The sequence below is a fragment of the Pseudomonas sp. PDM27 genome (genome assembly GCF_019219205.1).
Lineage (GTDB): Bacteria > Pseudomonadota > Gammaproteobacteria > Pseudomonadales > Pseudomonadaceae > Aquipseudomonas > Aquipseudomonas laurylsulfatiphila.
This window is the reverse complement of record NZ_JAHUWF010000006.1, coordinates 17,168-30,561: the sequence shown is the minus strand read 5'-3', so window position 1 is coordinate 30,561 and position 13,394 is coordinate 17,168. Positions and strand designations below refer to the sequence as shown.

The following is a 13,394-nucleotide window of genomic DNA, read 5'->3' as shown; positions in this document are numbered from 1 at the left end:
CGCCAAGCCTCGACAGTTGCCCGGCGCAAGTCAAGGAATGGCGAAAAACCGATTGAAACAGTCTGCGACAAGATCGGCACCGGACTCGTCATTCAGGTGCAAATGGTGTCCGCCTGGCAGCTGTTCCCGGCTAAAGGGTAGACGCTCCAGCAACTCGGGGTGTTTGGCGAGCATGCCGTCGGCAGCGACCACCAGCGTTGTAGGACATTTGATCCGCTGGACGAAGGCCATGGCCTGCTCGGTGGTCAGGCGCAGTGGCGATGGCAGCGTGAGGCGATTGTCGGTGCGCCAGGTATAACCACCCGAAACCGGCATCAGACCCCGCTGCGCCAGCAGTTCCGCGGCTTCGCGGCTGACCGCCACCAGGCCCTTCATGCGCGCTTCGATGGCGCGGTCGAGGGTGTCGTAGACCGGTTTGCGCTTCTCCCGCAGATCCAGTTGCGCCTGCAGGGCCATGCCCATCCGCTCGGCAGCGTTTTCGCCTTTGTCTGTAGGAGGAATGATGCCGTCGATCAGCGCCAGGTGGGTGACCCGCTCGGGCATCGACCCGGCGATGATCAGCGAAGCGATGGCGCCCATCGAATGCCCCATCAGCGCAAATTTCTTCAGTCCAAGCTGTTCGGCGACTTGCAGCACATCGTGGGCATAGTCCCACATGGCGTAACCGGCTCCCGGCGGGCGATGCCCGGAATGACCGTGACCGGCCATGTCCAGCGCGATGATGCGCAGGCCTTTGAGTTTGGGGGCCAGTCGGGCAAAGCTGTTGGCGTTGTCCAGCCAGCCATGCAGGGCAATGACCGGCAAGCCGTCTTCAGGCCCGAACAGGTGTGCCGCCAGCTCGATGTGCGGCAGGCTCAGGCGAACTTCTTCGACGGTGTGGCTCATGCGCAATCCTGTTGTCGACGGCCGCCCCAGCGATGGAACAGGCCTTTGAGCATTTGCGCGGTATCAAGGGGACGCTCGAGCGGAAACATGTGGCCGCCGGGCATGGTCAACGACTCGCCCAACGGCAGGCGGTCGACCGAACTGGCGTGATGGCGCATCACCACGCGGCTGTTGTGCCCGCGAACCACCGCCAGTGGCACTTGCAACTTGCGGGTACTGCCCGGACTGGTGTGCGGCACGCCGCGATAGATGCTGATTTCCGTGGCCGGGTCGAACCGCAGGCGCAGTTTGTCGCCGACCTGGTGCAAGCCGTGATGCAGGTAGGCATCGAAGCATTCGGGGTCGAAACCGCGAAACAGGGTTTTACCGGCAAAATATTTCCGGGCGCTTTCCAGGTCGGCGAACTCCTCGCGGCGGCCCAGGGTACGGCCGGCCGGCGTCAGGCGGTCGATGAAACCGAAGCGTTTGGCCGCACGTATGACCCATTGATCGGCTCGGGTCAGCACTGGCGAGTCGAGCATCACCACCCCGCGATACAGCTCAGGGCAGCGCAAGGCCGCATGCAGGTGCAACACCCCGCCGAAGGAGTGACCGACGCCCCACACGGGCTCGGCCTGTTGTTGCAGGTGATGGATCAGCTCATCCACCAGGTTGTACCAGTTATCGTCCGCCGGGTAACGCGGGTCGTGGGCGTGCTGCTCCAGATGCGTCACCTGAAACTCGGGTGCCAGCGCCGCAAACAACTTGCCGTAGGTCCCCGAAGGAAAACCATTGGCGTGGGCGAAAAAGATCTGTTGCGACATACCTGCAAATCCATGAGCGAGAACAGACGTTGATTGTCCGTAAGACCGCTTCCTACAGCAATGACCATAACTACCAGGAATGGTGGCAGGAGCTGCCGCAGGCTGCGATCCTTTGATTTCAACCCGTCAACGTAACGGAGGTTTCTCACCCAACGGCACCACCGCCATGGTCAACCGCGACACACAACTGGCCTTGCCCTCATCGCTGGTCAACCGAATGTCCCAGACATGGGTCGTGCGGCCGATGTGGATCGGCTTGGCCACTGCCGTCACCCGCCCGCTGCGCAGGCCGCGCAAATGGTTGGCGTTGATTTCCAGGCCCACGCAATAGAACTTGCTGGCATTGATGCACAGGTAGCTGGCCATCGAGCCGACCGATTCGGCCAGCACCACCGAGGCGCCGCCATGCAGCAAACCGTAAGGCTGATGGGTGCGGTGATCGACAACCATGCTGGCGGTCAGGGACTCATCGTCGAAGGACTCAAAACGGATGTCCAGCAGTTCGCCGATGGTGTTTTTCTGGATTGCGTTCAACTGCTCGATGTTGGGAGTGGTGCGCCACAGACTCATCGCAGGGTTTCCTTGTTGGTTTTGTTGGTGAATCAATCCTGCCACAGCACCGCTTCGCTGCGCTCGCTCCATTCTGCAAAACGCTCACCGTACGCCGCTTCGATCACGTTGCGCTTGATCTTCAACGTCGGGGTGAGAAAGCCGTTTTCCACGGCCCAACTGTCCTTGACCACCACCAGGCGCCGCAGCTGTTCATGCTTGTCGAGCGCACCGTTGACCTCTTCCAGCAGTTTTTCCAGGCTCGAATGCAGGCCGGCGCGTGCGGCCCCGTCGGCATCCTGTTGGCCGACCGCCGACAACACGCACAAACCCAGCGGTGCACTCAAGCCATCGCCCACCACGCAGACCTGTTCGATACGCGAATGCACGGCCAGGCGATTTTCAATCGGTGCCGGCGCCACGTATTTGCCTTTGCTGGTCTTGAAGATTTCCTTCAGGCGCCCGGTCAGGCGCAGATTGCCTTCGGCGTCCTCCTCGCCCTTGTCGCCGGTGCGCAGGAAGCCGTCCTCGGTAATGGTGTCAGCGGTTTTTTCCGGTTCCTTGAAATAGCCGAGCATGGTCGCGCCACTGCGCACCATGACCTCCCCCGTCTCGGCGATCCGCACTTCAACTTCCGGGCACGGCTTGCCGATCCAGCCTGGTTTGTTCTGGCCCGGGATGCCGATGTGGGAGTAACCGCAACTCTCGGTCATGCCGTAGACCTCCAGCACGTCCAGTCCCAGTTTGCGGTACCACTGCAACAAGGTTTGCGGCACCGGTGCCGCGCCGGACAACGCGATGCGCAACGCATCCAGACCCAGTCCGGCGAGGACTTTATGCCCGACCCGTTTGCCGATGATCGGCAGGCCGAGCAGGAAGTCGAGGCGTTTTGCCGGGATTTTGCTGTACACGCCCATCTGGAATTTGGTCCAGATGCGCGGCACGCCAAACAGTGCGGTCGGGCGTGCACGCTGCAGGTCGGTGAGGAAAGTATCGAGGCTCTCGGCGAAAAATACCGTTTGGCCGGTATAGATCGACGCCAGTTCGACGAACATCCGTTCGGCAACGTGGCACAGCGGCAGGTAGGACAACAACCGGTCCGACTCGTTGAGGCCAAACAACGCAGTGCCGCGTGTGGTGGCGAAGCCCAGATTGCCAAAGCTGTGCATCACGCCTTTGGGCATGCCCGTGGTGCCGGAGGTGTAAATGATGGTCGCCAGTTGATCGGCGGCAGGTTTCGGATCGTCCTGGATGGGCGAGCTGCCTTGCAGGTCGGCCCAGCTGAAATCGAACGTACCCGGCGGATGCAGGGGCAGGCTGATGGTCGGCAGGTCGGGGCTGACGCCACGGGACATGCCTGGCCAGTCGTCGAGCTTGCCGATGAATGCCAGCGCCGCTTCCGAATGTTCGAGCACCTGGGCAACCGATTCGGCGGTGAGGTTGGGGTACAAGGGCACCGACACATGCCCGGCCATCCAGATCGCCAGGTCGGCGATGATCCAGTGCGCACAGTTCTTCGAGATCAGGGCGATGTGGCTGCCCTGCGGCAACTCCCGCGCTCGCAACCAATGGGCCGCGCAACGGGCCTGGTGACCGACGTCCGCCCAGGTCAAGGTCTCGACCTGGCCGCCTCCGACCGGCTGGACCAGGAAGCGCTGGCGGGGGTGACGGGCCTCACGCTCGTAGAAAACGTCCAGCGGCAAACGAAAAGCAGCAGACATGACTCGCTCCTGTGTTTTTGTTCTGGAGCAAGCGTAGTCAACCAAGCAAGTGCTTGGTTAATTTTTTACAGGTAAAAAGCAAGATCAAAAGATCGCAGCCTGCGGCAGCTCCTACAGGAGACCGCAGGCTGCGATCTTTGCTTTTATGGGTGCTTGATGTCGTTGAGCCTCATCGACCCGACCAACAACTCATTGCTCTCGAGCTCGGCCAGGCCGGCGGTGCTGACCCGCTCCGGTGGATGTCCCGCGCCATGTTGCAGGTAGCTCAACAAATTCCCCACCAGCGGGTTGTGACTGACCAGCAGGACATCGCTCACCGCCACCATTTGCTCGGCGACCTTGTCCGGCTCGGTGTCCGGTGTCAGCCACTCGACAGTGCGGATTTCCGGCTCGAACCCCAGTGTTTCGCGCACCAGTTGCGCCGTCTGCTGCGCTCGCAGGTACGGACTTGCGTAAATCGCCGTCAGCGGTTGCCCGATCAGTTGCGCGGCGCTGCGCAGCACCTCCTCACGACCGTTATCCGTCAGTTCCCGCTCCGAATCGTGGGGCCGGGAGCCGTGCGGTACAGCTTCACCATGACGCAATACCCAGAGTTTCATAGCTTGGGTTCCTCATCTCGAGCCGGATGCGGTGCCGGTGCCACAACATGCGGCGCTTCACCTTCCGGTGTACGCGGCGTCGGCCAATCGGCGAACGGCCAAGGCTTCTGGTCGCTGTGAAAGCTGCCGAAACGACCGATCTGCGCCAGAAACTGGCTCAGACTGTCGCCAAAGTTCATCAGGCTGGCGCTCGGGGCGCCATAAAACAAACGATAGATCAACTGCACCAGCACGACGGCGCCGAGGATGAACTGCGCGACTTGCCACACCAGCACGAAGACGATCATCCACAACACGCGCAGCAGGATGGATTCATACTTGGCTTCTACTTTTGGATCGTTCATGCGCAACTCCCTGCTTTTATGGCAAGCGTGATTAATTGAAACCACTGGTGGAAATAAAGTCGACGTCGGTTTTCGGCTCGCCACGCATTAACAGACCGATGACCTGCTCCAGCGTGCGGCCTTCGAACAGGATCGCGTGCAACCCGGCGACCAGCGGCATGTACACGCCAACCTCCTGGGACTTGGCCTTGAGTACTTTAAGGGTGTTGACCCCTTCGGCGACTTCACCCAGGCGCGTGACGGCCTCGTCCAGGCTCAGGCCCTGGCCGAGGGCGAAGCCGACCTGATAGTTGCGGCTCTTTGGTGAAGAACAGGTCACGATCAAGTCGCCCACGCCGGCCAAGCCCAGGAAGGTCATCGGGTTGGCGCCCTGATTCACCGCGAAGCGGGTCATTTCCGCCAGTGCCCGGGTGATCAGCATGCTCTTGGTGTTTTCCCCCATGCCCAGCGCCACCGCCATGCCGGCGATGATCGCGTAGACGTTTTTCAACGCCCCGCCCAGTTCCACGCCGAAACGGTCGGCGCTGGCATAAACGCGAAAGGTGCGGCCGTGCAGCGCGGCCTGAACCTGTTGGCACAGTTCTTCGTCTTCACTGGCGACCACCGTGGCCGTCAGCGCATGTTCTGCAATTTCACGGGCCAGGTTGGGGCCGGACAGGACGCCAATGCGTGCCTGCGGGGCGATTTCTTCAAGGATCTCGCTCATCAACTTGAACGTGTGGGCTTCGATGCCTTTGGTCAGGCTCACCAGCATTTTGCCGCTCAAGCGTTCGGCGTGCGGCACCAGCACCGAGCGCAGCGCGCTGGAGGGCAACGCGACGAAACACAGGTCGCTGGCATCCAGGGTGGCTTGCAGGTCGGTGACCGGGGTGACGCCGGGCAGAATCTTGATGCCTTTGAGGTAACGCGGGTTTTCGCGATTGACCCGAATGGCCTCGGCCTGTTCGGGGTCACGCATCCACTGAAGGACCTGATGCCCGTTCTCGGCCAGCAGATTAGCCACGGCGGTTCCAAAACTTCCGCCTCCCAGGACCGCAATCGGGCGCTGTTCAGTCATATGCAATCCGTTAATCCATACCAGTGGCGATGTCGGCATTATACGGGGCAGCCCATCGGCGGCCAGCCCCGACATCAAATACCTGCACCCGCAGGAAGAAGACCAATAAAACCGAGGAAAATGCAGACATCGTGAATGGAAAAGTCATTCGGCTCGGTTAACATGCGCGCCATCAATCACTGACAGGGATGTGTTGTGTCTCCGGCTGCTCCTTCACCGCGTTCGCCTCTGGTACTGGCGCTGATTTTCAGCTCGCCGGTGCTGGCCGACGACCTGTTCCTGGACAGCGAACCGCTGCCGCAAGTGCTCACCGCCACGCGCCTGAAGCAGTCGCCGGCGGCCGTGCCGGGCAGCATGACGGTGATCGACAGCGCCCTGATCCACGCCACCGGTGCCCGTGACATCAGCGAACTGCTGCGCCTGGTGCCGGGGATGATGGTCGGCAACATCAGCGGCAACCAGGCCGCGGTGAACTACCACGGCACCAATGCGACTGAAGCGCGACGCATGCAAGTGCTGATCGACGGGCGCTCGGTGTATCGCGCCGGCCTGGCCACCGTCGACTGGAGCGACATTCCGGTGGCCATGGAAGACATCGAGCGCATCGAAGTCTTTCGCGGGCCCAATACCGTCAGCTACGGCGCCAATGCCCTGATGGCGGTGGTCAACATCATTACCCGGCGGCCGGCCGACAGCCTCGGTACCCGCATGAAGGTCACCCGGGGCCAGCGCGGCATCAACGACTTTTATGCCAGCCAAGGCCTGGGCTGGGAGGATGGTGACATGCGCCTGTCCCTGTCCGGCCAGCAAGACGACGGCTTCGACACCGACAGAACCGGCGCTGATTACCATGACAGTCGTCGCCTCGATCGCTTCAACCTCGCGGTCAGCCAGAGCCTCGACGAACGGCAAAGCCTCGATTGGCAAGTGAATGCCAAGGACGGCACCAACCAGCGGCCCTATACCTACCGGCCGGTGTTCCCGGGGATTACCCGTGCCGGCAACGACTCCGACGTCACCGCCAAGGACTACGCCGGGTCGTTGCGCTGGAATCTGGACATCAATCCCGATCACAGCCTTTATATCCAGGGTTCTGCCCAACACTGGGATCGCCAGCAAACCTGGCGCGCCTGCGACGCAGAAATTTCGTTCAGCCCGCAATTGACCGAGCTCTGGCAACTGAACCCGAACTACACCGAACGCCTGGCCCGCAACATCACACGCTTCACCGGCCGTGGAGTCCCGGCTGGCACACCCGCCGAGCAGGCGCTGGCCAACCAGGTACTCGATCAATGGCGCAACGGTGCGAGCCAGACCGTTTGCGGCGACATCGACCAGAGCACCCGGGAAACGCGCTACGACCTTGAACTGCAGGACACCCTGAGCCTTGCCGATAACCTGCGGCTGGTCAGCGGGATGAACTATCGTTACGACCGGGCGGATTCCGAGACTTACTTCAATGGCACTCTCGATGACAGGACCTGGCGGGTGTTCGGCCAGGTCGAGTGGCGTGCCAGCGAACACTGGTTGCTGCAAGGCGGCGCCATGTTCGAAGATACCCGGTTGATCGGCAGCTCGCTGACACCTCGCATGGCGGTCAACTACCTGATCAACCCGCGCCACGGCTTGCGTGCGGTGTACTCCGAGGCCATCCGCTCGCCGGACATGTTCGAGAACAACGTCAACTGGAGTTATCAGGTCACTAACCTCAAGCCCGGTGCCTTTGGCCAGTCCAGCGCCCGCTATTTCGTCAAGACCCGCGGCCCGGGCGACCTCGATCAAGAGCACATGCGCTCCCGGGAGCTGGGCTACAACGGCTACTTCCCCGAAACGGGGCTGGCACTCGACGTGAAGTTGTTCCACGACGAAATCACCGGCATGATCAGTGAACCGCTGCGCAACAATCAGTACGTCGCCAGCAACGCCAACAAGGAGCGTTTTTCGGGAGCCGAAACCCAGCTCGACTGGCGCGTCGGCAGCTTCGATCGCCTGCGACTGACCTATGCCTACGTCGATGCCGACGCCAGCAATCCGCTGGATGCCAGGCAGACTGCAAACAACAGTGGTTCAGCCGGATGGCTGCGGGATTGGGGCCGGGGCTGGAACAGTGCGCTTTTCTATTATGGCGACGACGCCCTCAACGGTTACCGCTTCGAACGGGTCGATGCGCGCATCGCCAAACGTATCGCCCTGGGCAAGGCCAGCCTGGAACTGGCCGGAGTGCTCCAGCAACGCCTGGACAATCAGCCGACTACCTTCATCGATAACCGTTATGACCAGCGCCACGTGATGTATTTCAGCGCAGAGCTGGAACTGTAAGATGCCGTATCGTCCGGCCTGGAGAACACCGACCTTGAGCCGGTTGCTGGCGGTGCTTTGCCTGTTGTTCACCGGCATGCTGGGCAGCCTGGCGAGCAATGCGGCCGACATTTTGCTCACGGGGGCCGAAGACAGCCCCGGTGTGCGGGCGTTTACCCAGGCCCTGAGCGAGTTGCGACCGAACGACAACGTACGATTCCAGGCGCTGGCCAGTTTGCCGATACCGGAAAAACTGCCGGAAAATATCCGCTTGATTCTCCTCGATCTGCCCAGCCTCGACTGGCGCCTGCAGGACGCCCAGGGCCCGGCGACACTGGTGCTGCGCATCAGCCGCCTGCAAGCCCGGCAACGCTTGAACAGCTCGCTGCCGGCGCGCCTTTGCCTGCTGTGGAGCGATCCACCGCCGGACCGCCAATTACGCCTGACCCGCACCCTGTTGCCCCAAGCCAGACGCATTGGCGTGCTCTACGACAACCACAGTGAATTCCTGTTGGATGAGCTGCGTCAGGCCGCCCTCCCCCTGGGCCTTGAGGTGGTCACCCAACGCTGGGACAACATTCACGACAGCCGCCCGTTGCAGACCTTGCTGAAGAACAGCGACGTGTTGCTGGGACTGGACGACGCCGACCTGTACAACCCGCAAACCGCAAAGAACCTGCTGCTGAGCAGCTACTCGCGGCAAATGGCACTGATCGGCCCCAACGCGAGCTTCGTCAAGGCCGGGAGCCTGGCCAGCACCTACAGCGATCAGAGCGACTGGCTGGCGGTCCTCGATGAGTTACTCGACCGGCCACCGACCACCTGGCCGCGCTCGCACTATCCCCATCGATTCAAGGTCGCGAGCAATCCCCAGGTGGCGCGCTCCCTGGGTATCGAAGAGATAAACGAGGCGTCTGTCGCCACATTGCTGGCTGAAGGAGAACGCCGCCCATGAACCTGCGCCGTCGCTGGGACATCAACACCCGCACCCAACTCATCAGCCTCGGCCCTGCCCTGCTGCTGACCTTGTTGCTGATCAGCTTCTTCACATTCGTGCGTATCCAGGATCTGCGTCAGGAAATCTCCCACACCGGCCAGTTGATCGCCAACCAACTGGCCCCCGCCACCGAGTACGGGGTGATTTCGGGCAACAGCGAAGTGCTTGAAACCTTGCTCAAGGCGACGCTGGCCACGCCCAACGTGAGCTTTCTGGAAGTCCAGGACAGCGCCAACCGGGTTCTGGTGTACGTCGAACAACCGAACGAACACCACAATCGCGCGCAACAGCTCGAAGTGTTCCAGGCCCCCATACGGCTCCAGCGAATCGCTTTGCACAATGACTTTTTCCAGAGCAGCAAAACCGCCACTGCCGCCCCCACCGAGGACTACCTCGGCCGGGTGATCGTCGGGCTGTCCAACGATGCCTTCAGTCGGCGCCAGCAGGAAATCGTGCTCAAGGCTGCCATTCTGGCGCTGTTTGCCCTGCTGTTTACCTTCCTCGTGGCCCGACGCCTGGCGAGCAGCCTGTCGCAACCGATCCGTGATATCGGCAATGCCGTCAAGGCGATCCAGGCCGGCGATTACAAAAAACCGCTGCCGATTGTCGATGACACTGAGCTGGGGGCACTGTCGCAACACATCAACAACCTCGCCAGCGGCCTCGAACAGGCCAGCCGCGAACAGCATCAGGCCATGGCGCAGTTGATCCAGACCCGCGAAGAGGCGGAAAAGGCCAACAACGCCAAATCCGACTTCCTCGCCATGATGAGCCATGAATTGCGCACGCCGATGAATGGCGTACTGGGCATGCTGCAGTTGCTGGAAACCACCGACATGACCGAGGAACAGGTGGAGTACGCGGCGCTGGCCTCGGAGTCCACCGAGCACTTGCTCAAGGTCATCAATGACATCCTGGATTTCTCGCGGATCGAACGTTCGGAACTGGAACTGGAGCACATTCCCTTCAACCTCGCCGACCTGATCGGCAGTTGCGCCCAGTCGTTCCAGCACAGCGCCGCGCAACGCGGTCTCGACCTGCAATTGATGATCCCCGACGACATGCGCGGCCTGCAGGTCAAGGGCGACCCGACGCGTATCCGGCAGATACTGGTCAACCTGGTGGGCAACGCGCTGAAGTTCACCGAGAAGGGCCGCGTCACCCTCGAGGCGCAATGGCAGTCGCTGGATCACGAACTGCTGTGGTTCACCTGCACGGTGCGTGACAGCGGCATCGGCATCCCGGCCGAAAGCCTGGAGTTGATGTTCAACGCATTCCAGCAAGCCGACAGTTCCATTTCAAGGCGCTACGGCGGCACCGGACTGGGCCTGCCGATTGCTCGCACCCTCGCCGAGCGCATGGGCGGCACCTTGCGCGCGCAGAGTGAGGAAGGCCGCGGTTCGGTATTCACCCTGGAAATTCCCCTGGCCCTGCACCAGCAGACGCAGCCGCTGTTGCCGCCCCGCGCGCAAACCGGCGACAGCGACGGCGAAGGGCGCAATGTGCTGCTGGTCGAGGACAATCCGGTCAACCAGACGGTCATCGAAGCCATGTTGCGCAGCCTGGGTTTCAAGGTCAGTGTCGCCGCCGACGGCGCGCAGGCGGTACGCAGTGCCGAGAGCCTGATTTTCGAAGCGATCCTGATGGACTGCCGCTTGCCGATCATCGATGGCTATGAAGCCACCCGGCAAATCCGCCAGTTACCCGGGTGCACCGACCTGCCAATCATCGCCCTGACCGCCAATGCCTTGCAGGGCGATCGCGAGGCCTGTCTGTCGGCTGGGATGAACGATTACCTGGCCAAGCCATTCAAACGGACTGATCTGCAACAAATTCTGCAACGGTGGGTGCAGTAGTACAGGCCTTTCGACCATCTGTGACTGGCGTGAAAGGCGAAAGTGCGGCAGTCTTAGGCACCTCGACAGGCCCGAAAAGGGGCTTGAATAATAATTTCAGTGCACAAGTGTACATTCATGTCCTTGGTGCTGTGACTTTCACCACAACGCAATAGTCTATGAGTAGGCTGCCGGTTCGAGGCATGAACGCTTCGATCGGCCGGGAAGATTTGCCCCACCTGCCGCATGGGACTATTGAGGAGCTCGCATGACCAAACAAAACGCCTTTACCCGGGAAGACCTGCTGCGCTGCAGTCGCGGTGAGCTGTTCGGCCCAGGTAACGCGCAACTGCCCGCCCCGAACATGCTGATGGTTGATCGCATCACCCTGATCAGCGAAGAAGGTGGCAAGTACGGCAAGGGTGAATTGGTCGCCGAGCTGGATATCAATCCGGACCTGTGGTTCTTCGCCTGCCACTTCGAAGGCGATCCGGTGATGCCGGGCTGCCTGGGCCTCGACGCCATGTGGCAGCTGGTCGGCTTCTTCCTGGGCTGGCAAGGCCTGCCGGGCCGTGGCCGTGCGCTGGGTTCGGGCGAAGTGAAATTCTTCGGCCAGGTCCTGCCGACCGCCAAGAAAGTCACCTATAACATTCATATCAAGCGCGTCCTCAAGGGCAAGCTGAACCTGGCCATCGCCGACGGTTCGGTCACTGTCGACGGTCGCGAAATCTACACCGCCGAAGGCCTCCGGGTCGGCGTGTTCACCTCCACTGACAACTTCTAAGGGTTATCCGCATGCGCCGCGTCGTTATCACTGGTCTGGGCATCGTTTCTTGCCTGGGCAATGACAAAGAGACCGTCTCCGCTAACCTGCGTGCAAGCCGCCCTGGCATCCGGTTCAACCCGGAATATGCCGAAATGGGTCTGCGTAGCCAGGTTTCCGGCTCCATCGACCTCAACCTTGAAGAACTGATCGATCGCAAGATCTATCGCTTCGTCGGCCATGCGGCAGCTTATGCCTACCTGGCCATGAAAGACGCCATCACCGACTCCGGCCTGACCGAAGAGCAGGTGTCCAACCCGCGCACCGGCCTGATCGCCGGCTCCGGTGGCGCATCGACCCTGAACCAGATGGAAGCGCTGGACATCCTGCGCGAGAAAGGCGTCAAGCGCGTCGGCCCATACCGCGTCACGCGGACCATGAGCAGCACCGTTTCCGCTTGCCTGGCCACTCCGTTCAAGATCAAGGGCCTGAACTACTCCATCGCTTCTGCCTGCGCCACCAGTGCTCACTGCATCGGTACCGCCATGGAACAGATCCAGATGGGCAAGCAGGACATCGTCTTCGCCGGCGGCGGTGAAGAAGAGCACTGGAGCCAGTCGTTCCTGTTCGACGCCATGGGCGCCCTGTCCAGCAAGCGTAACGACACTCCGGAACAAGCCTCCCGTGCCTACGACGCTGACCGTGACGGCTTCGTCATCGCCGGCGGTGGCGGCATGGTCGTGGTCGAAGAGCTGGAACACGCTCTGGCCCGCGGCGCGAAGATCTACGCGGAAATCGTCGGCTACGGCGCGACTTCCGACGGCTACGACATGGTTGCCCCAAGCGGCGAAGGCGCGATCCGCTGCATGCAGCAGGCGCTGTCCACCGTCGACACCCCGATCGACTACCTGAACACCCACGGCACCTCGACCCCGGTCGGCGACGTCGCGGAAATGAAAGGCGTGCGTGAAGTGTTCGGCGACAAGGCTCCGGCCATCAGCTCCACCAAGAGCCTGTCGGGTCACTCCCTGGGCGCCGCCGGCGTTCACGAAGCGATCTACTGCATGCTGATGATGGAAGGCAACTTCATTGCCGGCTCCGCCAACATCGACGAGCTGGACCCTGAAGTGGCCGACCTGCCGGTGCTGACCAAGACCCGCGAAAACGCCACCATCAACACCGTGATGAGCAACAGCTTCGGTTTCGGTGGCACCAACGCCACGCTGGTACTGAAGCGCTGGGAAGGCAAGTAATTTCCCGCTGCTGAGCCACACATTAAAACGCCCCGACTGGTTCGGGGCGTTTTTTTTGCTGCTGAAAATGGGGCAACACTGCGATCCATGTGGGAGCGGGCTTGCTCGCGAAAGCGATTTAATATTCAACATGGATGTCGACTGCCCCACCGCTTTCGCGAGCAAGCCCGCTCCCACAGGTCTTGCGTTCAGCCTGCAGTTTTCATCGTCGCAAACATGAAACCTTTGTCATGAAACTCAACGACCTGCGACCGAATGTCGCGTATTTAGCGGGCTGCAGGACTGTTTCC

The 13,394-nt window shown here is 61.4% G+C and carries 12 protein-coding genes; 5 read left to right on the top strand and 7 right to left on the bottom strand.

The genetic code is table 11. The features are described 5' to 3' along the window. Window positions 1-30: 30 nt before the first annotated feature. The 7 genes from KW838_RS14165 to KW838_RS14135 all read right to left on the bottom strand — a co-directional run bounded on the left by KW838_RS14165 (window position 31) and on the right by KW838_RS14135 (window position 5,958). Entirely contained in the window at window positions 31-885 is an 855-nt protein-coding gene (locus KW838_RS14165; RefSeq protein WP_218501375.1) for an alpha/beta hydrolase, read from the bottom strand. Next, window positions 882-1,688, bottom strand: a complete 807-nt coding sequence (locus tag KW838_RS14160) for an alpha/beta fold hydrolase (RefSeq protein WP_218501374.1) — start codon at window positions 1,686-1,688, stop codon at window positions 882-884. The genes KW838_RS14165 and KW838_RS14160 overlap by 4 nt, the downstream gene beginning before the upstream one ends. Window positions 1,689-1,814: 126 nt before the next feature. After that, a complete protein-coding gene (locus KW838_RS14155; protein ID WP_218501373.1) occupies window positions 1,815-2,258 on the bottom strand; it encodes a hotdog fold thioesterase in 444 nt (147 codons plus the stop codon). Between the two features lie 32 nt (window positions 2,259-2,290). Then, window positions 2,291-3,958 (bottom strand): AMP-binding protein, encoded by a 1,668-nt coding sequence (locus KW838_RS14150; RefSeq protein WP_218501372.1) that lies wholly within the window; start codon window positions 3,956-3,958, stop codon window positions 2,291-2,293. 143 nt (window positions 3,959-4,101) lie between these two features. Then, window positions 4,102-4,557, bottom strand: a complete 456-nt coding sequence (sixA, locus tag KW838_RS14145) for a phosphohistidine phosphatase SixA (protein ID WP_218501371.1) — start codon at window positions 4,555-4,557, stop codon at window positions 4,102-4,104. After that, on the bottom strand, window positions 4,554-4,901 hold the full coding sequence (locus KW838_RS14140) for a DUF4389 domain-containing protein (RefSeq protein ID WP_007974561.1): 348 nt from the start codon (window positions 4,899-4,901) through the stop codon (window positions 4,554-4,556). The genes sixA and KW838_RS14140 overlap by 4 nt, the downstream gene beginning before the upstream one ends. 31 nt (window positions 4,902-4,932) lie before the next feature. Then, the gene (locus tag KW838_RS14135) at window positions 4,933-5,958 is read right to left on the bottom strand and encodes an NAD(P)H-dependent glycerol-3-phosphate dehydrogenase (RefSeq protein ID WP_102699777.1); all 1,026 of its coding nucleotides are present in this window, start codon (window positions 5,956-5,958) and stop codon (window positions 4,933-4,935) included. Window positions 5,959-6,153: 195 nt separating this feature from the next. Here KW838_RS14135 and KW838_RS14130 point away from each other — a divergent pair, with 195 nt between their 5' ends. The 5 genes from KW838_RS14130 (at window position 6,154) to fabB (ending at window position 13,104) form a co-directional block, all read left to right on the top strand. Continuing rightward, window positions 6,154-8,277, top strand: a complete 2,124-nt coding sequence (locus KW838_RS14130; protein ID WP_218501370.1) for a TonB-dependent receptor domain-containing protein — start codon at window positions 6,154-6,156, stop codon at window positions 8,275-8,277. 1 nt (window position 8,278) lies between these two features. After that, on the top strand, window positions 8,279-9,211 hold the full coding sequence (locus KW838_RS14125) for an ABC transporter substrate-binding protein (protein WP_102699779.1): 933 nt from the start codon (window positions 8,279-8,281) through the stop codon (window positions 9,209-9,211). Beyond that, window positions 9,208-11,109: an ATP-binding protein gene (locus KW838_RS14120; RefSeq protein WP_102699780.1), complete on the top strand. Its 1,902-nt coding sequence runs from the start codon at window positions 9,208-9,210 to the stop codon at window positions 11,107-11,109. Before KW838_RS14125 ends, KW838_RS14120 begins: the two co-directional genes overlap by 4 nt. A gap of 247 nt (window positions 11,110-11,356) precedes the next feature. Further along, window positions 11,357-11,872 (top strand): 3-hydroxyacyl-[acyl-carrier-protein] dehydratase FabA, encoded by a 516-nt coding sequence (gene fabA / locus KW838_RS14115; RefSeq protein ID WP_003227150.1) that lies wholly within the window; start codon window positions 11,357-11,359, stop codon window positions 11,870-11,872. Between the two features lie 11 nt (window positions 11,873-11,883). Next, window positions 11,884-13,104, top strand: coding sequence for a beta-ketoacyl-ACP synthase I (gene fabB / locus KW838_RS14110; protein WP_015096439.1), 1,221 nt, complete (start codon window positions 11,884-11,886; stop codon window positions 13,102-13,104). Window positions 13,105-13,394 lie beyond the last annotated feature (290 nt).

Bases quoted from the DNA above. Each gene is read 5' to 3' on its own strand.
- KW838_RS14140 (WP_007974561.1), bottom strand. From the start codon at position 4,901: ATGAACGATCCAAAAGTAGAAGCCAAGTATGAATCCATCCTGCTGCGC.
- KW838_RS14135 (WP_102699777.1), bottom strand. From the start codon at position 5,958: ATGACTGAACAGCGCCCGATTGCGGTCCTGGGAGGCGGAAGTTTTGGA.
- KW838_RS14160 (WP_218501374.1), bottom strand. From the start codon at position 1,688: ATGTCGCAACAGATCTTTTTCGCCCACGCCAATGGTTTTCCTTCGGGG.
- KW838_RS14155 (WP_218501373.1), bottom strand. From the start codon at position 2,258: ATGAGTCTGTGGCGCACCACTCCCAACATCGAGCAGTTGAACGCAATC.
- fabA (WP_003227150.1), top strand. From the start codon at position 11,357: ATGACCAAACAAAACGCCTTTACCCGGGAAGACCTGCTGCGCTGCAGT.
- KW838_RS14165 (WP_218501375.1), bottom strand. From the start codon at position 885: ATGAGCCACACCGTCGAAGAAGTTCGCCTGAGCCTGCCGCACATCGAG.
- KW838_RS14120 (WP_102699780.1), top strand. From the start codon at position 9,208: ATGAACCTGCGCCGTCGCTGGGACATCAACACCCGCACCCAACTCATC.
- KW838_RS14150 (WP_218501372.1), bottom strand. From the start codon at position 3,958: ATGTCTGCTGCTTTTCGTTTGCCGCTGGACGTTTTCTACGAGCGTGAG.
- fabB (WP_015096439.1), top strand. From the start codon at position 11,884: ATGCGCCGCGTCGTTATCACTGGTCTGGGCATCGTTTCTTGCCTGGGC.
- sixA (WP_218501371.1), bottom strand. From the start codon at position 4,557: ATGAAACTCTGGGTATTGCGTCATGGTGAAGCTGTACCGCACGGCTCC.
- KW838_RS14125 (WP_102699779.1), top strand. From the start codon at position 8,279: ATGCCGTATCGTCCGGCCTGGAGAACACCGACCTTGAGCCGGTTGCTG.